Annotated in this window: 19 protein-coding genes; 12 read left to right on the forward strand and 7 right to left on the reverse strand. The window is 54.9% G+C overall.

The annotated features are described in order from the left end of the window. Positions 1–98: 98 nt before the first annotated feature. From sppA to SH467x_RS14080, 3 genes are read left to right on the forward strand one after another with little or no spacing between them, the layout of a single operon-like run. On the forward strand, positions 99–2252 hold the full coding sequence (gene sppA, locus SH467x_RS14070; protein ID WP_482367742.1) for a signal peptide peptidase SppA: 2154 nt from the start codon (positions 99–101) through the stop codon (positions 2250–2252). A gap of 14 nt (positions 2253–2266) precedes the next feature. Further along, the gene (locus tag SH467x_RS14075; RefSeq protein WP_482367743.1) at positions 2267–3742 is read left to right on the forward strand and encodes an ATP-binding protein; all 1476 of its coding nucleotides are present in this window, start codon (positions 2267–2269) and stop codon (positions 3740–3742) included. Continuing rightward, entirely contained in the window at positions 3729–5204 is a 1476-nt protein-coding gene (locus tag SH467x_RS14080; protein ID WP_482367744.1) for a sigma-54-dependent transcriptional regulator, read from the forward strand. The genes SH467x_RS14075 and SH467x_RS14080 overlap by 14 nt, the downstream gene beginning before the upstream one ends. Positions 5205–5221: 17 nt before the next feature. Here the strand turns inward: SH467x_RS14080 and SH467x_RS14085 are convergent, their stop codons facing one another. Further along, a complete protein-coding gene (locus SH467x_RS14085; protein ID WP_482367745.1) occupies positions 5222–6019 on the reverse strand; it encodes a hypothetical protein in 798 nt (265 codons plus the stop codon). Positions 6020–6365: 346 nt separating this feature from the next. Between SH467x_RS14085 and SH467x_RS14090 the strand changes: the two genes are divergently transcribed. The 3 genes from SH467x_RS14090 to SH467x_RS14100 all read left to right on the forward strand — a co-directional run bounded on the left by SH467x_RS14090 (position 6366) and on the right by SH467x_RS14100 (position 10661). Next, entirely contained in the window at positions 6366–8105 is a 1740-nt protein-coding gene (locus SH467x_RS14090) for a proteasome accessory factor PafA2 family protein (RefSeq protein WP_482367746.1), read from the forward strand. Between the two features lie 27 nt (positions 8106–8132). Next, complete coding sequence (locus SH467x_RS14095) at positions 8133–9131, forward strand: 2-hydroxyacid dehydrogenase (protein WP_482367747.1); 999 nt, start codon at positions 8133–8135, stop codon at positions 9129–9131. 159 nt (positions 9132–9290) lie between these two features. Beyond that, a complete protein-coding gene (locus SH467x_RS14100; RefSeq protein ID WP_482367748.1) occupies positions 9291–10661 on the forward strand; it encodes a Gfo/Idh/MocA family protein in 1371 nt (456 codons plus the stop codon). Positions 10662–10841: 180 nt separating this feature from the next. On the opposite strand, the gene glgX is transcribed toward SH467x_RS14100, so the two are convergent. Beyond that, positions 10842–12926 carry a glycogen debranching protein GlgX gene (gene glgX / locus SH467x_RS14105; protein WP_482367749.1) on the reverse strand — a complete coding sequence of 695 codons (2085 nt, stop codon included), beginning with the start codon at positions 12924–12926 and terminating at the stop codon, positions 10842–10844. A 225-nt stretch (positions 12927–13151) separates the two neighbouring features. After that, positions 13152–14183: a biotin synthase BioB gene (gene bioB / locus SH467x_RS14110; protein ID WP_482367750.1), complete on the reverse strand. Its 1032-nt coding sequence runs from the start codon at positions 14181–14183 to the stop codon at positions 13152–13154. Positions 14184–14481: 298 nt separating this feature from the next. Here bioB and SH467x_RS14115 point away from each other — a divergent pair, with 298 nt between their 5' ends. Then, positions 14482–15405 carry a sigma-70 family RNA polymerase sigma factor gene (locus SH467x_RS14115; RefSeq protein WP_482367751.1) on the forward strand — a complete coding sequence of 308 codons (924 nt, stop codon included), beginning with the start codon at positions 14482–14484 and terminating at the stop codon, positions 15403–15405. A 105-nt stretch (positions 15406–15510) separates the two neighbouring features. On the opposite strand, the gene SH467x_RS14120 is transcribed toward SH467x_RS14115, so the two are convergent. Then, positions 15511–16284 (reverse strand): rhomboid family intramembrane serine protease, encoded by a 774-nt coding sequence (locus tag SH467x_RS14120; protein WP_482367752.1) that lies wholly within the window; start codon positions 16282–16284, stop codon positions 15511–15513. A gap of 164 nt (positions 16285–16448) precedes the next feature. Then, positions 16449–16979 carry a hypothetical protein gene (locus tag SH467x_RS14125; RefSeq protein ID WP_482367753.1) on the reverse strand — a complete coding sequence of 177 codons (531 nt, stop codon included), beginning with the start codon at positions 16977–16979 and terminating at the stop codon, positions 16449–16451. A gap of 299 nt (positions 16980–17278) precedes the next feature. On the opposite strand from SH467x_RS14125, the gene SH467x_RS14130 reads away from it, so the two are divergent. Together SH467x_RS14130 and SH467x_RS14135 are read left to right on the forward strand one after the other, a co-directional pair. Then, positions 17279–18685 carry a hypothetical protein gene (locus SH467x_RS14130; protein WP_482367754.1) on the forward strand — a complete coding sequence of 469 codons (1407 nt, stop codon included), beginning with the start codon at positions 17279–17281 and terminating at the stop codon, positions 18683–18685. A 45-nt stretch (positions 18686–18730) separates the two neighbouring features. Continuing rightward, on the forward strand, positions 18731–19084 hold the full coding sequence (locus SH467x_RS14135) for a hypothetical protein (RefSeq protein ID WP_482367755.1): 354 nt from the start codon (positions 18731–18733) through the stop codon (positions 19082–19084). 31 nt (positions 19085–19115) lie between these two features. On the opposite strand, the gene SH467x_RS14140 is transcribed toward SH467x_RS14135, so the two are convergent. Beyond that, the gene (locus SH467x_RS14140; RefSeq protein WP_482367756.1) at positions 19116–20297 is read right to left on the reverse strand and encodes a glycine C-acetyltransferase; all 1182 of its coding nucleotides are present in this window, start codon (positions 20295–20297) and stop codon (positions 19116–19118) included. A gap of 122 nt (positions 20298–20419) precedes the next feature. Between SH467x_RS14140 and SH467x_RS14145 the strand changes: the two genes are divergently transcribed. Further along, a complete protein-coding gene (locus SH467x_RS14145; RefSeq protein WP_482367757.1) occupies positions 20420–20794 on the forward strand; it encodes a hypothetical protein in 375 nt (124 codons plus the stop codon). Between the two features lie 183 nt (positions 20795–20977). Here the strand turns inward: SH467x_RS14145 and SH467x_RS14150 are convergent, their stop codons facing one another. Next, a complete protein-coding gene (locus SH467x_RS14150) occupies positions 20978–21991 on the reverse strand; it encodes a glutamine synthetase beta-grasp domain-containing protein (protein WP_482367758.1) in 1014 nt (337 codons plus the stop codon). 384 nt (positions 21992–22375) lie between these two features. Between SH467x_RS14150 and SH467x_RS14155 the strand changes: the two genes are divergently transcribed. Both SH467x_RS14155 and SH467x_RS14160 read left to right on the forward strand, forming a co-directional pair. Beyond that, entirely contained in the window at positions 22376–24481 is a 2106-nt protein-coding gene (locus SH467x_RS14155; protein WP_482367759.1) for a carbon starvation CstA family protein, read from the forward strand. Continuing rightward, positions 24478–24906 (forward strand): NUDIX hydrolase, encoded by a 429-nt coding sequence (locus SH467x_RS14160; RefSeq protein ID WP_482367760.1) that lies wholly within the window; start codon positions 24478–24480, stop codon positions 24904–24906. The genes SH467x_RS14155 and SH467x_RS14160 overlap by 4 nt, the downstream gene beginning before the upstream one ends. Positions 24907–25328: the final 422 nt, after the last annotated feature.

Below are 25328 nucleotides of genomic sequence, written 5' to 3' on the forward strand. Positions count from 1 at the left end.
GAGCTATACTAAAGGAATCTCCTCTCGAATCGATTCATCGAAACTGCGATATCCACACAGCTTCATCGAAACAGCGTCATCGAAATCTAGGTCTTGTTATGCGTATTTCTATTGCGGCACCCGTGCGCTCCGTGGCGATTCTTGGACTGCTGACCCTCTTTTCCCTTTTTCTCTCCGAAATCGCCACCCGTTCCCAAACGCCTTGGCTCAATCCAGTAACTCTGACGGGACAATCGCTTGCTTCCCCGCTGGCCTGGCAAGAGGGAAACCCAGCGGCGGCTCCCAAGCAAGAGGACTCGCCCTCAACCAAAACAGAGTCGGACAAATCGGCCGACTCACAGAAATCAGCCGACTCACAGAAATCGGCCGTGGCGGAGAAATCGGCCGTGGCGGAGAAATCGACGGATAAGCTCGATGCCAAGCCGACGGAAGAGGCAAAACCGATCGACGACGCAAAACCGACCGAGAAGGCAGTCGATAAGCCGGCTGAACGAAAAGTTACCCCGAAGGAAAAGCCGGTCGCCAAGAAACAACTTCGCTGGCTTGCTCTGAGCGGTAGTTACGAGGACATCGCAACGCCAGGTGGAATCGATCCCACCGAACTCCTTCTAGGGGGCTCCTTGAGCAAACCGAAATCGTTCTTCAAACTCTGCGATTACTTGGAGGAAATGGCAGCCGAGGAGAATCTCGTGTCCGTCCTGTTCGATCTTTCCGATTCCAACTTATCGTTCAACACCGCGCAGCTCGACGAACTTTCTCGCAGACTCGAGCGATTCAAAGCGAAGGGAAAAAAGACGATCGCTTGGCTGGAAAACGCTGCCAACGTCCATCTTGCCATCGCGTCCCAATGCGATGAAGTCATCCTCGCCGACTTCGGATCCGTCGATATGCCCTCCTCGTCCATGAACACGATGTTCTACCGCGAAGCGATGGATCTGGTGGGAGTCAAAGCCTCCGTGGTGCGCGCGGGAGACTTCAAGGGTGCTGTCGAGCCCTATATGAACCCGATGATGAGCGAGCACTTGAAAGATCATTACTTGAAAATGTTGGAGTCGATCAACGCGTCGCAAGTTTCGCGAATCGCAAAGGGACGAGGACTCACAACAGCCGCCGTTCGAGAACTTCAAAAGAAACGGATGCTGCTCCCCGCCGACGCGCTCGCAGCCGGATTGGTCGACAAACTGGCTCCCTACGGTTCGATGAAAAAGACCGTCACCGAGCTGGTGGGCTCCGAACTTGAATGGACCCGTCCTAAATCCAAACCGAAACGGGAAATGTCGCTCTTTGAATTGATCGGCAAATCCATGGCCGGTCCCAAAGAATCGACGACCAAACTTCGCGAGGACTCCATCGTCGTTCTCCACCTACAAGGTGCGATTGTCGATGGCAAGTCGGCATCCCCGGGCTCGATCGTGTCAGGTCCGATGGTGAAAGCGATCGAAGAGCTGATGCAAGATGACAAAGTCAAAGGTGTCGTCGTACGAATCAACTCGCCAGGCGGCAGCGCGACCGCGAGCGAAGCGATTCGCCAAGCCCTTGCCGAATTGGCCAAGAAGAAGCCGGTAATCTTCTCGATGGGAAGCGTAGCCGCGTCGGGGGGCTATTGGGTGACTTGTATCGGTGAACCGATCTATGCGGAACACGGAACAATCACTGGATCGATCGGTGTCTTCTCGCTCAAACTCAGCTTTGGTTCGCTCATGCGACGAGTCGGGATCCATGTCGAATCCGTAGCCCTCGACCCCACCGCATCTTCGGATGCCGTCGATCGAGCTTGGTCGGACGACGAAATCGCGAATATGCAACGTTTCATCGATGCGGTTTACGACAAGTTTCTCGTTTACGCGAGCGAGTCTCGCAAACTCCCCGTTGAGAAACTGAAAGGATTGGCTGGGGGACGCGTCTGGTCGGGTGATCAAGCGAAACAAGCCGGATTGATCGATGAAATTGGAGGACTCGACGACTGTTTGGCTGTCGTCTCCAAAAAGGCACAAGTCGCTAATTACAAAGTCGTGCACCGTCCCGATGCGCCCTCGGGCATGAGTCTTCTCGATCTCTTAAGCGACGGCGAGGATGACGCAGAGATCGCTTCGCCGATTGTTCGCGATGTGGAATCCAAGCTGCAACAAACGCTCAGCGGTCTCGGGTTCCGACTCGACACCCTTCGGACGCTCCTTCGCTATTCCCAACCTCGCGGCCGTTCGATGCCGACGATTTGGGCGATCATGCCCGATGAGCTCTTGGTGAAGTAGCGAGGAAGACGAGGGTGCCCAACGCGATCCATTGGTCGAAGCTAGCTCGACCGCAATCGATCCTCCGGCAATTCCTCATTCCGATCTTGCTCGCCGTCCTGCTCACGGGAGTCGGGGTGGCGAGCGTCTCCAAATGGTCTGCCGATCGAGCTTCCAGACAAAGCTCGGCAACCCGGATGCAGAACATGGGTGAGTTGATCGTGCAAGCACCGTTTCCCAAAACGGGAAATGTCCTGGAGCAACTCCATGAACTAACCGGATTGGAGTTTGCTTGGTTCCATCTTGAAGATCCTTCCCTCAACGGGACAGGGACCAGCAAGGTGTGGATCCTTTTGGAATCCACGATCGCATTCACATCAAACGAAGAGGCTTGGGTCCGCCGATCCCTCGATTCGCCGATCCGAGTCGGAGTCCCATCTCGCAGCAACCGTTATCTGCTGGAAGGAAAAATGGCGGGGGAATCGGTGAGGCTCCTTTCGGTAGCCACGGATTCCGAACGGCTCCTTGTCATCGAACCCGCCCGACAAAGGGGGGACGGGTGGATGATTTTTGCTCTTCCACTGATCACAGGGATCCTTTCGTCGATCGGTATTGCGATCGTCGCTGCGTGGACCGCCAGTCGCCTATCCGATCGCATCGAAGATCTTCGCTCGGAGGTCGCCCGGATCGCGGAAGGAGAGTTTGAACATCCTCCTGCATCGGGGCCGGAGGATGATATCCGGATGTTGCAAACGTCGATCCACTCGATGGGAGAGCAGCTTGAAGAATCCCAGAAGCAGATTGCTCGAAACGAACGCTCCCGATTGATCCACATGCTGGGAAGCGGACTGGCTCACGAGTTGCGAAATCATTTGACCGGCGCTCGATTGGCCCTTCAAACGATTCCGTCTGAAGATCCCAATCATGAGACGTTGGGAATCGCGCTCAAACAATTGGACTTGGCGGAGTCGCAGATCAAACGATTGCTGGCGGTTCGCTCTCCATCGGGTGGTTCGTCTTCGGTACCGATGAAGATCGAGGAGATCAATCGCACGGTCCTGGAATTGGTGGGCCCTATGGCAATGCACCGAAGCGTCTCGCTGGACGTTTTTCCGCCGATGGATGACAAACGATCGGAACGGGCTACGATGAACCGTTTGGTCGTCCCCGCCGGACAAAGCATGGTCAATGTCCTCCTGAACTTGTTGGTCAATGCCATCGAAGCGGTTGGAACGGGCGGAAACATCCGATTGGAGTTCGACACCATCGATCAGCCCTCCTCCAGCGCACGCTGGAGAGTGCTCGATGACGGACCGGGCCCAAGTCCCGAGATCGCGGCTTCCATGTTCGAACCTTTCGCCTCCACCAAACCAGAAGGGGTTGGGCTCGGGCTAGCGATGTGCCTGCAGATTGTTCAGTCTGTGGGTGGAACGATTCGATGGGGGCGTGAAGATGACAAAACCCTTTTCGAAGTCATGATTCCATTAGAAAATATTCATGTCGCTTCCTAAACAACTCAATGCACCGACTCCGGTCGTTTGGATCGTGGACGATGAGCCCGCCATCTGTTGGTCGTTGCGCAAAGCGATCGAAGCCCACGGATTGCGAACGAGTGTTTATTCGAATGCAGAGAGCGCAATCCAATCGTCTGCGGATAGCCAGCTACCCTGCGATGTTTTGGTCACCGATATTCGGCTTCCCAAGAAGGATGGGTTTTCGGTCGCAGAAGCTTTCTATCAGCATCGCCCTCATGTGCCGATCATTTTGATGACGGCGTTCGGAGATCTCGATACGGCGGTCAAAGCGATGCGGGCCAAGGTTTTCGAATACCTTGTTAAACCCTTCGACTTGAAAGATGCGTTGCGAGCGATCGACAAAGCCATGGCGGAACGGGACCAACCAACCGTGGCTATCGATTTTTCTTTGTCGATTCAAGAAGCGTTGTTGCTTGGGAAATCCCCGCGTATTCAGCAGGTCTACCGTCAGATAGCGGTGGCGTCGCAAAGCGAGCAACCGGTCCTCATCACCGGTCCCGAGGGAGCGCCCTTGGAGTCCGTGGCATCGGCCATTCATCGCAACAGCGATCGAGCCGCCCAGCCGTTCCTATCGATCTTGCCATCGACCATTTCTTTGTCGGCATTGGAACGGGAGTTTGTTGGTTGTGCATTTCTCGAATCCTCGAAAGACTCTATCAAATCGAGGACGCTCAAAACCGGACTCCTCGGGCTTGTCGGACAAGGGACACTGTTTATCGAGGAGGTGGCGGACTTGCCGCGGAGCGTGCAGTTGCAGTTGCTGCGGGTTCTGGACCAAGGGAGTTACCTGCCATTTGATTCTCACCAGGCTTTGCCCTTTCAAGGCCGGGTAATCGTGTCGTCGACGCGTGAGTTAAGGGACTTGGTCGAGCAGGGTGAATTCGATCCTCACTTGGAACGCAGGTTACAAGTTTTGCGCATCGAAGTCCCGTCGCTTGGGAGTCGCCAAGAAGATGCTACGGAGATCGCCGAAGCTTTGGCAGCGCGATGCCGTGTCGACGGGATGCGAATCGAAGCGGACGGGAAGGCTTGGATTGCGGAACAGGAGTGGCCCGGGGACGTGCGGCAACTCCGCAACACGGTCGAGCGCGCAGCCGTCGCGTCGCACGGAAACGCATTGAATGCGGAGGATCTTCGAAAGGCAGCGACAGTGCTGGACGCTCGCAACGCACCCCGAATGGTTGGCTCTCGCCAATCCGAGGTGGAGCTAACCAGTGCGGTCAAACACTGGTTGTTGGACCATCTCAGTCAGCAGGAGGGAGCGAACAGCGAGGAAGAACATGGAATGCTCTACGAAGATTTTCTCGCTGTGGTCGAGCCACCCCTTTTGGAGGAGCTTTTTCATCGCCTGCAGTTCAACCGAGCGGCCACGGCGGCCAAACTCGGTTTGCACCGATCGACGCTTCGCCAAAAAATGCGAAAGTACGAGATCGACTAACCGCTACGCATGCGAGACTACTTGTCCGCTAACGCTTCGGAATCGGCGGCATGGGTCCCGAAGTATTGGGTGATTTGATCCACCAGATCTTCGGGAGCAGCCTCTTCGAGTACGGGGATTCCGCTTGTGGACTCATCGAGATTCATCATCTTCTCGGCGACATCCAAACGTGTCGAGATATCATCCAGTGTTTCACGCACGTTGCTCAGCGAGCTGTCGTGCAGCGAGTATTGGCTGCTGGCGTCTACGACTTGGTGCATCGTCCAACGGGCTTGTAGATTCTCGACCGTCACCTCGTGTTGACGTTTCGCCGCCAGCATTGCATCCAGTTTGCGGCGGGCTGCATCGAGATTCTTCTCGCGAGCTTCCAGAACCTTTTCCAATTTGTCGTAGGTAGCTTCTTGGGTTTGGAAGTGTTTGAAGCGGTCGTTCAAATCCTTTTTGACTTGGTCCATATCGTAGGTCCGACCACCGTACGACACGAACTTCACCCCGCTTTGCAAATCGTCTTTGAGTCGCAGAATCGCCTCTTTCGATTTGGTCAGACTCGTTCCTTTCGACTGCACTTCTTTTTGCAGCTTCGCGACTTCGACTTCTTCTCGGGCGATAATTCGAAGGTTCTCGGCAATCTCCGGCTTGAGATTGTGGATCATGTCACGAACCCGTTTGATTTCCAAATCGATTGGAATTTGGTCTTTGATATGATCCCGCACCGAGTGGTATCCCGTCCTGACGTAGCTCATCGCCGAGGTCCCGCCGATGAGAGCTCCTGTGCCAGCCACGAGAGCAGATCCGATCAGTATTTTCTTCAACATGGTATTTCCCCCAATCGCAGATGAAACAGGCGGTACAAACCGCGCTGCCGCTCCCATTCATCGCGCCGTCCGAGGATCGTATCTACCCGTTGTAGATCGCAAAATCCTGCAAAGACCGACTGGACATGAGGGGCACGGACAAGGAGGATTTCGGGAGTGATTCCCGGATCTTGGAAACTTTTGATGAAAGGGGACAAAATGAAAAAAGAGGATTCAGCTGCGGACCGGTCAGCTACAATAGGGATAGCGAACCAGCCAAGATCGAACCAACCGCAATCGATTGCTAGCGATCAAGGGACGGAATCGGGAGCCAAACCATTGTCTCTAGAAGCATTGGGATACTCGATTGGGAAAGACAGTTCGAAAGAGCCACACGCATACCTCGAAGCGAGCGACGCAGGGCTGTCGGGAGAGTAATCTCCCCATTTTGCAGCGCGTGATGGGCTTGGAGACCGAGTATGCGATCATGCATTGGGGGAGCGCACCCAAAGTTCCCTTCGATTTTCATCGCTTCATCGCTTCGGTAAAGCGGACCACTCCGGCCGTCCCAAGCTTGCGAAACGGGTTCCGATATTTCCTCGCAAATGGCGGCAGCTATTCCTTGGAAAATGGTTCTTCCCCCGATTTCCGGCGTGTTTTGCTCGAGTCGGCGACAGCGGAGTGCACCAGTCCGCTTCAGCTGTTGGAGTCGCAATGGGGAATCCGAGATTTGGCCGTGTCGGCGGTCGAGGAGAGTTGCCCAGACGAGAACATCTGTTTGGTGCAGGGGAATCACGATGGGCACGGACACACGTACGGCCAACATGAATCCTACGACGTCCGCATTGCCCAAGGAGGCTGGCTTGTCGGTTGGCGGATGGGTGTGCTGCTTTTGTTGCCTTGGGTCCTGGCCTATCGATTTCTTGCAGCCGTTTGGATTCTCTGGATTGTGCTCTTGGCGCGGGCGGAAGGCTCGATCCATTGGTTGATGCGACGGGGCAGGTCTCGCCAAGGCGGTTCGGATTCTGCAACTCGGAAATCGGACGAGACGCCTTATATTGCGACCCGTTGGTTGATTCTATGCGCACAGGGATTGCGCGTGCTGCATAGCCCTCTCGCGTGGTTGCTTTGGTGCAACATTCAGCTATTTGCGTTGCGCCCCTACCGCAGGCAGCTCGGTGCATTTTTCGCGAGCCGCTGTATTCTGGATGGGAGCGGCTGCATTGATGAAGCGGGTCGATTCAGCATCAGTACGCGAGGGAAACAAATCAACTGCATGATCGGCTTTGGCGGCTACAGCCGCAGCCGCCCCGTTTTTCGCTGTGACAATTGGCTACGGCAACTCTGCTTTGGCAGTCCCTTCTCGATCAAGGGGTTTCTCGGGCTTCTCCGGCAGAAGCAGAGAGTCGAGATTGCCGTGGGGGATTCAGGCGTGTGCCAAGTGTCCCAGTATCTGCGAATGGGAAGCACGGCTTTGGTGTTGGATTTAGTGGAACAAAATCCCACTGCCATCCTTCCTCGACTCCGTTCACCCATCCAATCGTTGCATCGCTTTACGACGGATTGGATGCTCCTCGCCAAGGCAACCGACACCAGTGACTCGCAGTGGCAAGCGTCCGAGATTCAAAATGCGTACGCGTCCCAAGTGCGAAACATGCTCGAGCAATCGCACAATGTTCCCAATGAAGCTTGGAAGATTCTTCATCATTGGCAATCCACTCTCAACTATTTGGATTTGTCCGACGATACCAGTTCCCCATCCAAAGAGCTTGTAGGGCGTATCGATTGGATCACCAAGCTATGGCTGCTTGATCAATTGGAGAAACCTGCATCGGTCGACGCCCGCCGGAAGCTGGATTTGCGATACCACGAACTCACGTCGGATGGCTACGGATTGAAGATTCAAAGTGTGCTCGGTGTGCCCGTGCTGGCGCGCCCGGATCGCGTCGAGCGCGCTAAATCCAATCCACCCGATAGCGTTGCCCCCCAGCAACGCGCCTATTACATTCGTGAGTTCGGAGGCGAATCCGCCAAACTCGCCATGGATTGGAACGAAATTCGCTTTTCCATCGACGGCAAGTGGAAAACGATTCGCTTGCAACGTTAGTTCCTTTCCCCAAACAAGGTCTTTCACATGGATGTTGCGGTATTCGATACGAAGGTTTACGACCGCGAACACCTTCTCGGTGCCATGCACGACGAACGCCTGCATTGGCGATTCCACGATTTTCGCTTGTCCCCCGAAACGGCCCAGGCCGCGCAAGGCTGCGAAGCGATCTGCATCTTCGTCAACGATCGATGCGACCGAGAGGTATTGGACCGTCTTCGGCAACAAGGAGTCCGGATCATTGCCTTGCGATGCGCAGGGTTCAACAATGTCGACTTGAACGCCGCCAAGGAGTTCGGGATTGCGGTGGTGCGAGTTCCCGCGTACTCACCCCATGCTGTTGCGGAACACACGGTAGGGCTGTTGCTCGCGGTAAACAGAAAGTTGCACCGAGCCTACAATCGAGTCCGCGAGCAGAATTTTGCGTTGCACGGGTTGGTTGGATTCGATATCGCAGGAAAGACGATCGGCATCATCGGAACGGGGCGGATTGGAAAAGTGACGGCTCAGATTCTCCGTGGATTCGATGCCAAAGTTATTGCGTTTGATGAGTACCCCGATCGCGATTGGGCAGAGCGAAGCGGAGTCGAATATGTCGATAAGGAATTGCTGTTTCGTCAAAGCGACATCCTCTCTCTGCATATCCCGCTCACCGATAAAACGTACCACCTACTCGATGCGACCTCGCTCGGATGGACCAAACCTGGCGTGACGATCGTGAATACCTCCCGTGGGAAACTCATCGATACCAGTGCGCTGATCCAATATCTCAAATCCGGGCATATCGGCAGCGTCGCCTTGGACGTCTACGAAGAGGAGGAAGGGGTCTTTTTTGAGGACTTGTCTGGGAAAATTCTCCAAGACGACGAACTTGCGCTGTTGCTGACCTTTCCCAACGTTCTGCTGACGGCCCATCAAGCTTTCTTGACCCGCGAAGCCCTTTCCGAAATCGCACGCGTCACCTCCGAGAATCTCCTCGCCTTTCAAAACAAGAAAGTATACCTCCCCGGCACTCAACTGGTCTGAGTCGATTTTGCCAAAGGGGAGTAAATGCCCCTTAGGGGCTGTTTGTGGGGCCGTGTGCTTGCGTTTCGCTTGGGGCGCAAGTACGATTCGGGGTCGTGCGTATACGTTCCGTCGTTGCGGTTGACTCGCAAGCAGATTCTTATCATCGAAAGGCACTTTATGACCACTTCTAGGAACACCAGTCGTCGCAGTTTTCTGCAGACCACGTCCGTCGCCGCTTGCTCAGGGTATTTCGTAGGAGCCGCCGGCGTTTCACGAGCTCTTTATTCTCCTAATGAACGGCCTGTCTTCGCCACCATTGGGCTCAGGAATCAAGGCTGGACTATCACAGACAAGTCGACCAAGTACGCCGACTTCGCTGCCTTCGCGGATGTCGATGCGAATGTACTGGGCGCAATCAACGAAAAACTCAAAAACAAAACGTGTAAGGCTGCTGAAGGCTACAAAGACTATCGCCAGATCCTCGATCGCAAAGATATCGATGCGGTGATGATCGCTACTCCCGACCATTGGCACACGAAGATCACCGTGGAAGCCTTGCTCGCAGGCAAAGATGTCTACTGCGAAAAGCCTCTGACGTTGACCATCGAAGAAGGGAAGCTGATCGAAAAGGTTGTGAAGCAAACGGGACGGATTTGCCAAGTCGGCACGATGCAGCGAACGGAATTCGACAATCGCTTTCTCACCGCCGTCGCCCTCGTTCGAAGCGGCAGGATCGGCGAAATCAAGAAAGTGACATGCGGCATCAATGGTGCAACAGGATCACCGGAACTACCTGCCATCGATGTGCCCGAGGGGCTGGATTGGGACATGTGGCTCGGGCCTGCTCCGAAGGTCGCTTACCGCGCCCTCCCCGAGATTCGCAAGGGATATGGTGGAGGAGTTCCCCTCTACACCAACTGCCATTACGCTTGGCGAAACTGGTATGAATACTCAGGTGGTCAAATGAATGATTGGGGGGCACACCACGTCGATATCGCGACTTGGGCGCTGGGTGCTGCCGAAACGGGCCCGAACAAGATCACACCGGTAAGCTTCTCTCTACCAGTCGAGTACGAGAACGGAAATCCCAAGGTAGCCGATCGCTATAACTCGCCGACCAAATTCGAGATCCTCGTCAACATGCCCGGGGACATCCCTATGGTCATCACCAGCGAAGGGGATAACGGAATTCTCTTCGAAGGAACAAAGGGTCGATTCTTCGTCAATCGAGGGAAAATCACCGGCAAACCTATCGAAGAACTTGAAAGCAATCCGCTTCCAGAAGGAGCGATTGAACAAGTCTACGGCGGTCCCGTTAGCGAGAACCACACCGATAACTTCATCGCATCCATGCGATCTCGCAAACAGCCGATCTCGGATGTTTGGACCCATAATCGGATGCTCGAAACCTGCCATCTGGCCAATATCGCGATCCGCTTAGGCCGCGAACTTACATGGGATCCTGTGAAGCGGGAAATCGTCGGCGACGAACAAGCCAACGCATTCCTCAAGCGAGAGAGTCGCAAGGGTTTCGAGATCAAGGTCTAAACCGACGGTCTTGTTCGGAGCAAGCAGCTCCAACGCGCGTTACCCGAATGAATTGACACGCCGGAGTGCTTCGGTGCAATATCTTGCTCCGAAACATCCGGCGTTGTCCGCCTAAAGCAAGCCGGCGAACCGAGCTTGCATGACGCATGGAATTCTTGGGAGGACTTTCTTTCCTCTTTCTTACTGATCGCCGATCCAAACCATGGAGGATCGGTAGATCAATTCGATTTGACGGCTAGCTGGAGCCAAAGGACCGTCGAGATCAGGATACACGTCTTTGGGGGACTCCTTCGCTGTGTCCATAAACAATCGCCATCGGATCCCGCGAGTTGCGGCCGGCATGATGAATTGTTTGGTCTCGGGGGTTCCATTGAGCATGATCAGGATATCGCGTCCAAAGCCTTCGGGGTCTTCCGCTGGCGTTGGTTTGCCGAGCCAGCAAACCAACGTTCCATTGGGGGCGTCCCAGTGGATCGGTTTTCCAGTCGACTCGAACCAGCTGACATCAGGGATGCCTCGTTGATCCTGGGGGCGTCCGGTCAAGAATTGCTGCCTTCGGAGCGAGGGCTGCATCTTGCGGAACTCGATCAAGGATTGGGTGAAGCGGAACATCTCGCTCTGCGAATCGACTTGATCCCAATGGAACCACGATATGTCGTTGTCTTGGCAGTACGCGTTGTTATTGCCTCGCTGCGAGCGTCGGACTTCGTCCCCCATCACGATCATCGGCACACCTTGGCTCAGCAAGAGTGTCGACATCATGTTCTTGATCTGTCGAACGCGGATGTTTTCGACGGCCTTCTTTTTCGTGGGGCCTTCGACTCCGTAGTTGTCGCTGCAGTTGTTGTTGTCCCCGTCGCGGTTTCCTTCCCCGTTCGCTTCGTTATGCTTTTCCTTGTAGGTAACAAGGTCATTCATGGTGAAGCCATCGTGAGACGTGACGAAGTTGATGCTGCAGTACGGTGCGCGACCCGCGTGTTCATACAGATCCGAAGATCCGCTCAACCGGGTGGCCATCGCACCGACCATGCCGCCATCGCCGCGCCAATACCGTCGCACATCATCTCGGAATCGCCCGTTCCACTCGGCCCATCGCAGATCGCCGAACGATCCGACTTGGTAGGCTCCCGCAGCATCCCATGCCTCGGCGATAATTTTCGTATCGGCCAGCATGGGGTCTTCTGCGATCAAGTCAACCAAGGGTGGATTGGGCATCAGATTGCCGTATCGATCGCGAGACAGGATGCTCGCCAAATCGAAACGGAAACCATCGATGTGGTAGTTGTGCACCCAGTGGCGTAGGCAATGGAAAATCAATTCGCGACAAACAGGATGATTGCCGTTGAACGTATTTCCGCAGCCGCTGTAGTTGCTATAGTGCGCGCCGCCTGAATTGAGGATGTAATAGACCTGGTTCTCCAGCCCCTTGAACGAAAGGACGGGACCCCGTTCGTTTCCTTCGCAGGTGTGATTGAAAACCACGTCGAGGATGACTTCGATTCCTGCTTGGTGCAAGGCTTTGACCATCTCCTTGAACTCGTGCACCTGGGCACCCGGTTCTTTCGAATGCGAGTAGCCTCGGTGGGGAGAGAAGAAGTTCATGGGGTCGTAACCCCAGTAATTTTGACGTTCGGGAACGTTTCCGTAGACATCGAGAATCGGGAACTCATGCACGGGCATCAATTCGACGGCGGTCACTCCCAAACTTTTCAGGTAGGGAATCTTCTCGATGACACCCAGGTAGGTTCCAGGGTGCTGGACGCTCGAGGATTTGTGCTGGGTGAATCCACGCACGTGCATTTCGTAGATGACGGAGTCGCTCAAGGGGCGTCGGATGTGACGATCTCCCTCCCAATCGAATGCATCATCGACCACCACGCATTTGGGAGGGCGAATGACACCATCGGTTGTTTGTTGACAGCAACCCGCGAGCGCTTTGGCATACGGGTCGATAAGTCGTGCGTTGCCATCGAACCACTGACCCGACTCCGGATCAAAGGGCCCGTTGGCTTGCAAGTGATAGAGTTGCCCTGGTTTGAGTCCTGGAACAAAGATGCTCCAGACATCTCCCCATCGATCCGCCTTGCGGTCGAACTCGATGATTTCGCTTGGCTCACGGTCGTTCACGTCCGTGTAGAGCAACAACCGCATTTGGGTTGCCGATCGACTAAAGATCGTGAACTGAACGCCACGTTCGTGGACGTTTGCACCGTACGGCAAGCGGTAGGCGAATTGCAGATCAGGAAGCGGGTGCCGCATGAGCATAAATTTCGGGATGTCCTTTCCTAGCGGGATGGGTTCCAAGCTGACTTGTGGGTCAGCAACCTTAGCACTCCGCTTAGAAATCTAAAACAAATGTTCCCAAAACCTCTCAAAATAGAAATGGAACGGGTAGGGCTTCTCCGCATGGCGAACAAGTAACGCCTGGAGGCAGGTGTGACGATTAAGGAGAGAATGCCACATCACCCGGAAACAGCTCGTGAGAGCCTATCAGCAACAAGGCTCCTCGGGTCCAGCGCAGCTGTCAGTGACCTCAAATCCTAAGTCTCGTATCATGTTGTAATCCTCTTCGGGTGGCTGCCCCTGCGTGGTCAAGTAATCGCCAACAAAAATACTATTCGCTACAAACAGACCAAACGGTTGCAACGATCGCAAGTGTCGTTCACGGCCACCCGCAATGCGCAATTCACTGCGAGGGTTCACGAATCGCATCATGCACAAGGCCCGGATGCAATCGCGTGCGTTCAGATACTCCTGCTTTTCAAAAGGAGTGCCATCGATCGCATGCAGAAAATTCAGCGGAATCGACTCGACCGATAACTCCTTCAAGGAGAATGCCATCTCGACGATATCCTCTTTCTTTTCTCCCATCCCAATGATGCCGCCGCTGCAGAGCTGCATGCCTGCATTGCGCACATGCTGAAGCGTTTCCACGCGATCGTCGAAAGTGTGGGTCGTGCAGATCTCGGCATAATGCTCGCGACTGGTGTTCAAATTGTGATTCACCTTGTCGACGCCGGCCGCCTTTAATCGCTTGGCCTGATCCTCGTTGAGAAGTCCCAAGCAGGCGCAGATATTGAGGCCATAGGTCCGCTTGATCTCGGGAACAATCGTCTCGACCGCCTTCATCTCTCGCTCGTTGGGGGCCCGGCCACTGATGACGATGCAATAGGTTTTACTTTTGCGTTCCGCAGCCAACCTCGCTCCATCCATGAGCTTGTCACGGCTCAATATGTTGTACTTGGGAATTGGAGCATCCGAAATCTTCGACTGGCTGCAGTAGTGGCAATCCTCAGGACAGAGACCGCTCTTCGCATTCATCAAGAAATAAAGCTGGACTGTCTTTCCGAAGTACTGGTGGCGGATTCGATAGGCAGCCCCCAAAAGATCCAGCCACTCCTCGTCGGAGGACTCGAGAATCGATAACGCTTGGGAACGGCTGATCTCTTGACCAGCTAGAACCGAGGCTGCAAGCGAATGCCAAATCGAATCGGTCAAAGGGACTGCAGTGGGAGAAAGCATTGGAATCCAGAAACAGAGGTAAACGAGGAAGCGTGCGGAGCGGCCATTGTAACCCATACGCCGATTGTCCGCCTTTTGAGGACGTTAACCGATGCGCCGAAGTCGAGGATTGTACGGCGGAAGGGTTTACAGGCAAAGGCTTTGCGCGTCGAGAATAATCGCTACACGCCATCCCTGGGCGAATTCTTTGGATATGCCTGCATTCCCTCGACGATACGGCAGGGGTGGAATGCTATCTAGCTTCGGATTGTCCGTTCGGCATTCCCTAGAAGCCCCTCGACCAAGCATCGGAGCTTTCATGGCAAAAACTGGCCCATACTTAGACGAAGTGGAGGAGCCACAGGACGAAGAGATCCGTTCGATCTCTCGTCGACGCAGTCCCAAGGATGGTGCACAGCTTCAATCTCCCCTGGAGACCTATCTCCGTGAGATTAACGAGACCAAGCTCTTAACGGCCGAGGATGAGCAAATGCTCGCCAGAGCGATTGCGAAAGGAGATGCGGCTGCCCGAGACCGAATGGTCCGAGCGAATCTCCGACTCGTGGTGAACATTTCTCGCAGCTACGTGGGCAAAGGTCTCGCGCTGCAAGATCTCATCGAAGAGGGAAACCTGGGATTGCTGCGCGCTGTGGAAGGGTTTGATCCTGACATGGGGACGCGATTCAGCACCTACGCCAGCTATTGGATCAAGCAGTCGATCAAACGCGCACTGATCAACTCCGCAAAGACCATTCGCATTCCGGCCTACATGGTCGAACTGCTGAGCAAATGGCGTCGAGCCACTGCGAGACTCTCGGATGAACTTGGGCGAATGCCAACGCAAGAAGAAGTCGCTCGCGTTCTGGGTCTTCCCAAGAAGAAGCTCCCGATCATCAAAAAAGCGATCCAAGTCTACAATGCCACCCCTCAAAGCGATCAGTCTGACTCCGGATGGTCACTTGGAGAGATGGTGATGGACGAAAGGTTGAAGAGCCCTGACGAAGCGCTCCTCGACCACGATGTCTTGAAAACTGCTATCGAACTGCTAGGGACGCTCGATACCCGAGAAGCAACGGTGCTGAAACTCCGCTTCGGACTGGGGGACACTCCCCCCCATACACTGAAAGAAATCGGTGCCGAACTCGGTCTGACACGCGAACGCGTAAGGCAAATCGAAACCGAAGCGCTCAATCGATTGCAGCACGCCCTGAAGGATCCGAAAGAACGTCTGGGGTTGGCTTAACGCCCAACCGATTCAGAATTCTCCTCCGTCGACTCCTTGAATGTCAAAATGCCATCGCCAACCAGCGATGGCATTTTGCATGATGGGCTAGGCAAGCCGAGTGGACTACCAAAGCCGCCGATCGCGTGGGTCACGTCGGTATTGTCGATATAGCACGCTGTCGGGTTCATCAGGCATCTGCATCCTGCAGAAGGCTGCGGCCGCAGCCCCTGCCACAAAACCACCGATGTGAGCCAGATAAGCAACACCGCCCGCGGAGACGGTGGTCGCAGCGATGGAACCATAACCACTCACCAATTGCATTAAAATCCACATGCCGAGCACCACGATCGCTGGCACCGTAACAACTTGATACAAGAATATCGCGTTGATTCGATTGTGTGGAAACAAAACGAGATAAGCTCCCATAATTCCGGAAATGGCCCCGGACGCGCCGAGGTTGGGAATAACGCTATCGGGGTCCATCCAGATCTGAGCAAGGCTCCCGACCAGCCCCGCTGAGAGATAGAAAAGCAAAAACTTGGCGTGCCCAAATCGATGCTCCACGTTGTCGCCGAAAATCCATAGGTAGAGCATGTTGCCAGCGATGTGCCCGAATCCGCCATGCATGAACATGGAACTCAAAAGCGTGAGCCACACAATCGGAGGCCCAGGAGCTTGCGGGATCATCACGACCCCTTGTCCGGGGATCTCCAACGGTTGAGGTTCGACGAGATCGATCCCGCTCACGATCTCTTTTGGTATCACGCTCCATCCATACGTGAACATCGGGTCCACAAGCTGGACCACAAAGAGCAGGACATTGGCTGCTAGCAGCCCGTAGGTCACATAGGATACGGTGGTGATTTCGCGATCATCGTCGCTGATTGGAAAAAACATGGGTCACCGTGCAGGAGGAAACGAGTAGCTCAAGGTCGCTCATCTTACTCCATCTCGCTTCTGCCCGATCGCAGGGGTGGCAGATCCCGATCCGAGAACGCTCAGAGAAGGATGCGAAACGGTCAGAGAAGGATGCGAAACGGTCAGAGAAGGATGCGAAACGGTCAGAGAAGGATGCGAAACGGGGAGCTGGCACCCTGCGAAGGGGAGGGCGAAATTCCGGCGACCGGCGCGCTGCGACTGGGTAACCACGAGAGTGGTTCTTCCGATTTTCTTTTGTGCGCAAGAATTCCATCGACCAGATCCGGACGCTGACTCAAATGCTGCTCCAGCCCTTCGCGGAATGGCTCGGCCCCGTGGACGGTCAAGCGATCCTGATGGTCGACCTCGAACGAAATAGTCCCAGGTGTAAAGGGGGCCCCCAACCGCTTGCTCGCCCCCTCCATCCATTCTCGGAGCGACTTCTGGACTTCGGACCAACTCAACCCCTTTTTGGAGTTCGTTGCATCACCAGCGGATGCTGTTGCTTCGCTCCCGTGTGGAGCTTCCGAGAGGCCACTGTCCGATGGATGAAGGATTTGAGAGAGCAGATCGCCAAAGGCTTCGCTCGTCTTTCCCGCTACTTGTCCCACCGACTGCAGGACTGCGGGTGCTACCGCGAGGGAGGCACCCATCCAAGGGAGGGGAAGATTCATCCGAAGTCTCGCTTTTGCGATGGGATTCCATAGGGAAAACGCTGATGGTGGTAGAGGACACTATCACGGAGCATGTTTCTTATTCGGCAATCTGGATACGTTGCGTGAATCTTTTCCGGTTGGGTGGAGAATTTGGAAAAAAACAATTCAAACGATTGGATTGCCTTCAGAAGATTTGCTTTGGATGCCGATACTACCGTCTGTACCTAGGGGGAAAGAGGTATGCGTTACGAAGGGAACTCTGTGCCTGGAGTTCCCTTCGTAATGCTCCATATTCCATTCGCAAACCTCCTCCACCCATGGTTCACCAATCCATAGAAGCTCGACGACCGATTGCGTTTGCGATCGGGATGCTTTGCGGGATGCTTCTCCTGTGCACCGGGTGCGCCGCGGTTCCCGATGTGCGGTACAAACCGAAGTACCACAACCCGTTTCCCGAACTCTCTCGGGTCGCGATTCTTCCGTTTCGCAACCAAAGCGAAGAACCCACCCTCAGCGGCGCTCGCGTTTCGCTCGCCTACTACAACGAACTCCAGTCGGTCCCTGGCTTCGAAGTCCTTCCGCTCGGCGTCGTCGAACAAGCTCTCATCGCCTTCGAACAACAACGGCTTGCCCGACCCATTGCCACCGCCGAGGACTTTCAACAATTCGCCCAGTTCCTCGGAGTGGACGCGGTCCTCCAAGGTGCCGTGACGGACTACACGCCTTATTACCCCCCTCGGATGACGCTCAAGGTGAATTGGTACGCAGCCAACCCCGGTTTGCATCCCATTCCAGTCGGCTATGGACTTCCCTGGGGAACGAAAGAAGAGAAGAAGATCCCGGAATGGATTCGGCTTGAATCCGAAAGAGCCCTGGCCCGCGAACAAATTGCAACTCAAACGCCTCGCTCCGGCACCGCGTCCGCCGAGCCACCCAATCTCGCCTCACCTCCCGTTCGCTCGCAGGAAGAACAAGATATTGCACCCGAGGCCACTCTTCCGGCTGCGGAGGATCCGGGTTCGGAATTGCCAGCCCCCGCACCGAATGGAAGCTCGGAGGAACAAGTAGAAACGCTAGCGAATCGTCGTCGAACGATGAAGTCTCCGATTCAGTTCGCTTCGTGGGAAGAACCGTTGGAAGAACCGTTGGAAGAGCCGTTGGAAGAGCCAGCGCGCATGCCCGCGAAGGTCCGATCGTTGGAGGGGCAAAACCCATTGATCCCACAAGCGGACGGTAGCTTCCGGATCGATGCTTCGATGGAACGAACGATCGGCATCCAAGAAGAGGTTCATGAAGAAGTTTTAGAGCAGACCGATTCGCAGGGCGCGTTGGCCGTCGAACCTTACCAAGTCGGTGCCATCGCGATCGGCAGTGGCGTTGTAGGGGGGAATGAAGGCAATCCACCCAATTGGCCCGATGCGCGAGGGTTCATACCAAGGCGTCCGAGTACCGAACCCGCCCCATTCGTACCTCAATACGAGCCGGTCATTTCACATATGAAGGCCTATAACGGTAATGACGAAGATTTCACGCAATCCCTTCAGGAGTACTTTTACTTTCGTGACGACGCGCGTTTCGGAGGCTGGCAATCGTATCTCCAACGCAGCGAAGACTTTATACGTTTCTGCTGTCATCAGCATATCGTGGAAACCCTCTCGAGCCGCGGCGGACAGCTTGAAAGTCGCCTGAATCTCCGGTGGCCTGTCTACCGATACGAACGCTAGCCGCAAACAGGCACTGCGGCGCGTTCGGGTGCGATCGCATCCCGGATGAGTTCGGACACAGGCACGGAGGTTCGCTTCATGAGTGGCGAAGTAAGCGTCGTTGCGCTAGTGCGCGGCGAGGAACAATACATTTTTATGTTCGACGAGGCGAGTCGAACGGAAACGCTTCGCATGCTCGGACGCTATGCAGCCGATCCAGACCTTTCCTTCACGTGGTATGACGCTGCAATTCTCAGCCAGCGTATTCGCGAACTCATGCCAGCTGCTAGCATGGGCGCCACTCCCAGCGCACCCAAAGCGAACTGGGTTCAGAAAAAAGGAAATCATCCCAACAGCAGCCACAGTCTTCCGGTTCCGACGAATCAGCCTCGCTTCCGATTGCCGACCGAAGGGAGCTAACGGATTCGACGCTCTTGCACCTTTGTGTGGACTAGTTGGCCAGTTTCGTTCGCTTTTCGAACGATTCGGCTGCCATGAGCAGCTGCGCCCGATCATGGGCCGCAGAGACTTGCGTTCGAATGCGGGCCTTCCCCTGCGGGACGACAGGGTAGGAAAATGCGATGACGTAAATGCCATCCTCCAGCATCGTTTGCGCAACCTGCGCCGCTTGCGAGGCATCGCCTATCATCACGGGGGTGATGGGGTGCGTTCCAGGGAGAATGGTCATTCCACGTCGGAGCATCTCCTCGCGGAAGAATTGCGTATTGGACTCTAACTTGTCGCGCAAATCCGTGGAGTGCTCCAAAATCTCGAGCGCACGGATGGCACCCGCGACGACCGGGGGGGCGATGGTATTGGAAAAGAGGTACGTGCGAGACCTCTGCCGCAGCAGTTCGACAAGCTCTTTGCTGCCGGATGTGTAACCGCCGCTTGCACCACCCAATGCTTTGCCAAGTGTCCCGGTCATGATGTCGATGCGATCAAGGACGCCGCAGTGCTCGTGCGTGCCTCGCCCTTTGGCCCCTACAAAACCGACCGCGTGGGAGTCGTCCACCATGACCATTGCATCGTACTCGTCGGCCAATTGGCAAATGGTGGCCAAGTCTGCGATCGTGCCATCCATGGAGAATACCCCATCGGTGGCGATCAAACGAAAACGAGCCGACTTGGCCTCCTCGAGCTTGGCCCGAAGATCGTCCATGTTATTGTTCTTGTAGCGAAGTCGCTGGGCTTTGCACAATCGAATACCATCGATGATGCTGGCATGATTGAGTTCATCGGAGATGATGGCATCTTCCGATGTCAAAATGGTTTCAAAGAGTCCACCGTTGGCGTCCCAGCAGGAATTGTAGAGGATCGTATCTTCGAACCCCAGGAATCGACTGAGCTGTTTCTCTAGATCCTTGTGAATCGATTGCGTCCCACAAATGAAACGAACCGATGCCATCCCATATCCCCATCGCTGCAGTGCCTCCTCGGCGGCCTGCTGCACACTCGGGTGATGCGCTAAGCCCAAATAGTTGTTCGCGCACATATTGAGCAACTTGCGTCCATCCTCCAACTCCACCATGGCTCCTTGCGCTGATCCGATAATGCGTTCCGTTTTAAACGTTCCCGCATCGCGCATGCTTTGGAGGGAGTTGGACAAGGTTTCCAAGAATTGGGATTTCATTCGTTCGGCTCCAGGCAAGAAAACAGGATGGACGAGCATGGTAGCAACGAATCGCCTCGCCGCCGAGGGTTTCCCTAGAATTAGACGAACCGAAACCTCCCACACTGTGTCTTGAGGATCGTATGAAGCACCATTCACGAAAACCTGACTTTGCCACCGGAAGCGGCGGTCGCTCTCAACCGAGCGTCGATCGCAAAACACTCCAGCTTTGTTCGCAGGTTCGCCGCGTCCTGGAATACGGTGTCGACGAGGTCCTCCACGGCGAGGCGTTGGTGGCCGTCACCGATGTAATCCCCGCGCCCGACGCATCGCATTTGCTCGTGCTGGTCCAGCCCATGGGCGATACCACCGTCGAAGAAACTGAAGCGATCCAGGAACGTCTCGTCGCATCCGCATGGCAATTGCGAACGATGGTTGCCGAGGGAATCTCCAGACGGAAAACGCCATCGCTTTCGTTTCAAGTCCTCCCACCCTTCCTCCTAGACCAACAACCGTAGTTCTGTCCTTCGAGCCTCCCCGTCGTTATCTTCCTCAGCGCAGCAGTACTCGTACTCAGCGAAGCGGTACTCGTACTCGTCCTCGCAAGGACTTTTAAGCCCCTTCCAATCGTTGGCCATGAAAACGAAAAGAGGGTGGCCATGCCACCCTCTTTGGTTCGTTGATTCAATCCGTAACAGCGATTAGCTGACGGTCTTGATCGTCTTGAGAATTCGCGAAACGATCTTGTATGGATCGGCTTGCGAGTTCGGACGTCGATCTTCGAGGTATCCCTTGTATCCGTTGTTGATGAAGGCGTGGGGGATACGAATGGATGCACCGCGGTCGGCAACACCGTAATTGAACTTGTCGATCGACTGGGTCTCGTGGAGACCGGTCAATCGAAGGTGGTTGTCTGGACCGTAAGCGGCGATATGTTCGTCGCGATACTTGTCAAATGCAGCCATGAGCTTCTCGAAGTACTCCTTGCCACCTTCTTCTCGCAACTTCTTGGTGGAGAAGTTCGTGTGCATACCGGAACCGTTCCAGTCACCCTTGATAGGCTTGCAATGGAACTCGATGTCGATGCCGTACTTCTCAGCCAGACGAATCAAGAGATAGCGAGCGATCCACATGTCGTCGCAAACCTTCTTGGAGCCTTTGCCGAAAATCTGGAATTCCCACTGCCCCTTGGCAACTTCTGCATTGATCCCTTCCAGGAAAATGCCTGCGTCCAAGGTGATATTGATGTGCTCTTCCACGATCTGACGCGCGATGTCGCCGCAGTTCTTGTAACCGATACTGGTATAGTAAGGGCCCTGCGGTCCTGGGAATCCCTCTTCAGGGAATCCGAGGGGACGACCGTTTTCGAAGAAGAAGTACTCTTGCTCGAATCCGATCCAAAGGTCGGGATCTTCATCCACTGTATTGCGGAAGTTCGATGGGTGTGGCTCGCCATTAGGGAGGAGCACTTCACACATCACGAGAAAGCCGTTGACGCGCGTGCTATCTGGGTAGAGAGCAACGGGCTTCAAAACGCAATCGGAACTCTTGCCTTCGGCTTGTTGGGTAGAGCTACCGTCGAATCCCCACAGAGCGAGATCCTCGACACTCTTTGGCGCAGTATCGACGACCTTCGTCTTGCTGCGGAGGTTGGGCTCGGGCAAATAGCCGTCCAACCATACATACTCGAGCTTAAATTTCTTTTCAGAAGACATTCAGCTACTTCTCTCTACATAAGGAACATAAGCGATGAACTCGGTCGAGTGACGGCATACCAATCATCAATCCCAGAACACACGTTCCACGATTGGAAACCAGCCCAAGCACGAAACAACTCCATGATCCAATCCGCCTGATTGAAACTGGATTCTGCGCTTTTCGAGATCCGGATCGGGCTTTGCTCTACCCATTCAAAGCCCAATCGATATCGTTCGGTTACTATAGGAACTCCATCCACAAATAACCGGCCGCCTAAAGCGTGTCGCTGCGTGTTAAGCTAGTATCGCTCCACCGAGCCAATACCTTACCTACGGAGCGTTCCTACAGCAAGCGACCCTCAAGGTTTCTTTAATCCTACCCCTCTCCGATCAAACGGACTAATGATGCACGCAATGCCAATCATGCTGGGAGTTTTGGCCGCGATGGCGGTGGCCTATCGGTACTACAGCGCGTTTCTCGCCGCCCGCGTCGCCTCGTTGGATGAAAGCCGAGCCACTCCTGCCCAACGCCTGGATGATGGTCAAAATTACCATCCGACCAATCGATGGATCCTTTTCGGCCATCACTTCGCTGCCATCTCTGGCGCAGGCCCTCTCATCGGCCCCGTTCTGGCGATCCAATTTGGTTATATGCCCGGACTGATTTGGTTGATCGTCGGTGTCTGCTTGGCAGGCGCGGTCCAGGACTTTTTGGTGCTCGCAGCGAGCGTCCGGCACGATGGAAAAAGTTTGGCAGAAATCGCCCGATCGATCCTGGGCCCTACCGTCGGATGGCTCGCTTCCCTGGCCATTCTCTTCATCGTGATCATCGCCCTCTCCGGTCTGGGGGTGGTGGTGGTCAAAGCGCTGGGGGGCGAGCAAGTCAATTTGCTGGCGGGTGCTAAGATCGAATACTCCGGTGAACTCATCACCTCACCCACCCCTTCCGGAACGTTGCTGGAAATCCCCGAAGGTTCGAAGGTGATCTACCCGCGAGGGGAATCCTCCCGCAGCGAACGATTCACTATTCGCGTGCCCGAAAGTGAACGGGTGACCGCGACCTCGCAGCCCGGGTCGATCGTGATTCCGCCCAAGTCGGTCGAACTGATCAAGGGAAGCTCCTGGGGAACATTCACCATTTTTTGCACGATCCCGATCGCACTCTTCGTCGGACTTTATATGTACCGGTTTCGACGCGGACATATCGTCGAAGCTTCGTTGATCGGAGCGATCGGAGTGCTCGGAGCGACGGTGGCCGGAAACTGGATCCCCGGTTCCTGGTTGGAGCCTTACTTCTCGCTTTCGCGCGAAGGGATCACGCTGTCGATATGCCTCTACGGATTCATCGCCTCGGTACTCCCGGTTTGGCTTCTCTTGTGCCCTCGCGATTATCTGTCCAGCTTCTTGAAGATTGGAACGATCGGTGTTTTGATCGGTGGCATCTTGATCGCCAACCCCAGACTCGAAGCGCCGGCTTGGAATGAATACTACGCGGGGGGTGGAGGACCTTACTTCTCCGGCGCGGTCTTCCCTTTTGTGTTCATTTGCATCATGTGCGGCGCGATCTCCGGATTTCACGCATTGGTCTCTTCGGGCACGACCCCGAAGATGATATCGAACGAAAAAGACATTCGCTTGATCGGCTACGGTTCAATGCTTATGGAAGGTCTCGTTGCGGTCTGCGCTCTCATCGCTGCCGCATCGCTCCCCGCCGGCGACTACTGGGCGATCAATATCGATTTGAGCAAGATTGAGAAACATGCTGAGATCCTTCAAAAGATGAATGCCGACACCGATCACTTGCAAGAACTGGAACGACAGGTTGGTGGCGAAACACTCCGGGGACGCACGGGAGGGGCGGTCACCCTCGCGGTGGGAATGTCCAAAATCATGACCGACTCGATGCAGCGCTTCTCAAGTTCCCTTTCGATGGATGGAGTGGTCAAATACTGGTTCCACTTCGCCATCATGTTCGAAGCCTTGTTCATCCTCACAACCATCGATACAGGGACACGAATAGCCAGATTCCTACTGCAGGAGATTCTTGGAAAACTGCACCCTCAGTTTGCAAAGATGGATTGGATGCCCGGCGTGTTGATCAGCACTGCGCTCGTCACGTTGGGCTGGGGCTCTCTGATCTGGAGTAGCTCGATCGATACGATCTGGCCCATGTTCGGTATCGCGAATCAACTCCTCGCCGGAATCGCATTGTGCGTCGTTACGGCATGGATGTTTCAATCGGGGCGTGGCAAGTGGTGGTGGGTCACGGTACTACCGCTTTGCTTCATCGCCCTGACAACGCTCACGGCAAGCGCCCAAATGATCACCGGGAACTTCTGGCCCATGTTCAACAATGGTCTTCGTGCAGGTGTTTATAGCGACACACTGCGAGGTGGACTCTGTACCGCTGCCATCTTGTTCTTGATCATATGCTTCGTAGTGATCGTGATCGCGACCATCAATCGCTGCGTCGAGTTCTCCAACCGCCCCAAAAAGGAAGCATCGTGAACGGCCCCGAAACCCCTTCTCGCGATCAAGGCCGACATGGCGTCGTGGCGGTCATTCAAGAAGAATCTCGATTGCTGGTGATCCGACGCTCGGCATTGGTTCGGGCTCCGAACCTCCTCTGCTTCCCAGGCGGAGGGATCGAGCCTGGGGAATCGATCGCTGAAGCAATGCAACGCGAGATGCTCGAGGAACTACAGCTGCCTATTCACATCGAACGACACCTTTGGTCGTCGGTGACACGTTGGGGTACCCACCTCGAGTGGTTGCTCTGCCATCGGGCCGAACAATCCGAACCGGTCCCGAACCCCGATGAAGTCTCTGAAGTGATGTGGCTCACTCAAAACGAAATCTTGCGACGAGACGACCTCCTCGGCAGCCTCCCCGACTTCTTTCAAGCGCTCGCGAACAAGCAGTTCGAGCTCTAACCTAGTTTGGTGGAGCCTTGGCTTCGCCTTACCAAGGGGCTCTCACGCCATAACAAACTAGAGTCATTCAAGAGTTTTTAACCACGGAACACACGGAATACACGGAATACACGGAATACACGGAAGGGGAGTGTCGAACGGATGTGGCTTTCATTTCAGTGTGTTCGGTGTATTCAGTGGTTCCATTTGGTGGTTCTAGTCGGTGGTTTAACCGCGGAGGGCGCGGAGGATCGCGGAGTAGAATCCAAGTCGTTGTTGGCGATGCGTGCCTTCCACCGTGTTTGCTGTTTGGTCGCCTTCTCTTGCGTCCGATTCTTTTTCTTTGCGCCTTACCGCCTTGGCGAGAAACGGATTGATAAGCACCCATCTTTCGAGGAATCGTTCCGGTGAACCGCCAAATGAAGTGGTCCAGTCCTACCATC

The sequence above is a fragment of the Brakhagea slesvicensis genome (genome assembly GCF_052161625.1).
Classification (GTDB): Bacteria; Planctomycetota; Planctomycetia; order Pirellulales; family Pirellulaceae; genus JBKCUI01.

Coding starts and splice junctions, on each gene's coding strand:
- sppA (WP_482367742.1), top strand. CDS start 99: ATGCGTATTTCTATTGCGGCACCCGTGCGCTCCGTGGCGATTCTTGGA.
- SH467x_RS14080 (WP_482367744.1), top strand. CDS start 3,729: ATGTCGCTTCCTAAACAACTCAATGCACCGACTCCGGTCGTTTGGATC.
- SH467x_RS14085 (WP_482367745.1), bottom strand. CDS start 6,019: ATGTTGAAGAAAATACTGATCGGATCTGCTCTCGTGGCTGGCACAGGA.
- SH467x_RS14095 (WP_482367747.1), top strand. CDS start 8,133: ATGGATGTTGCGGTATTCGATACGAAGGTTTACGACCGCGAACACCTT.
- SH467x_RS14100 (WP_482367748.1), top strand. CDS start 9,291: ATGACCACTTCTAGGAACACCAGTCGTCGCAGTTTTCTGCAGACCACG.
- glgX (WP_482367749.1), bottom strand. CDS start 12,926: ATGCTCATGCGGCACCCGCTTCCTGATCTGCAATTCGCCTACCGCTTG.
- bioB (WP_482367750.1), bottom strand. CDS start 14,183: ATGCTTTCTCCCACTGCAGTCCCTTTGACCGATTCGATTTGGCATTCG.
- SH467x_RS14115 (WP_482367751.1), top strand. CDS start 14,482: ATGGCAAAAACTGGCCCATACTTAGACGAAGTGGAGGAGCCACAGGAC.
- SH467x_RS14120 (WP_482367752.1), bottom strand. CDS start 16,284: ATGTTTTTTCCAATCAGCGACGATGATCGCGAAATCACCACCGTATCC.
- SH467x_RS14125 (WP_482367753.1), bottom strand. CDS start 16,979: ATGAATCTTCCCCTCCCTTGGATGGGTGCCTCCCTCGCGGTAGCACCC.
- SH467x_RS14130 (WP_482367754.1), top strand. CDS start 17,279: ATGGTTCACCAATCCATAGAAGCTCGACGACCGATTGCGTTTGCGATC.
- SH467x_RS14135 (WP_482367755.1), top strand. CDS start 18,731: ATGAGTTCGGACACAGGCACGGAGGTTCGCTTCATGAGTGGCGAAGTA.
- SH467x_RS14140 (WP_482367756.1), bottom strand. CDS start 20,297: ATGAAATCCCAATTCTTGGAAACCTTGTCCAACTCCCTCCAAAGCATG.
- SH467x_RS14145 (WP_482367757.1), top strand. CDS start 20,420: ATGAAGCACCATTCACGAAAACCTGACTTTGCCACCGGAAGCGGCGGT.
- SH467x_RS14150 (WP_482367758.1), bottom strand. CDS start 21,991: ATGTCTTCTGAAAAGAAATTTAAGCTCGAGTATGTATGGTTGGACGGC.
- SH467x_RS14155 (WP_482367759.1), top strand. CDS start 22,376: ATGATGCACGCAATGCCAATCATGCTGGGAGTTTTGGCCGCGATGGCG.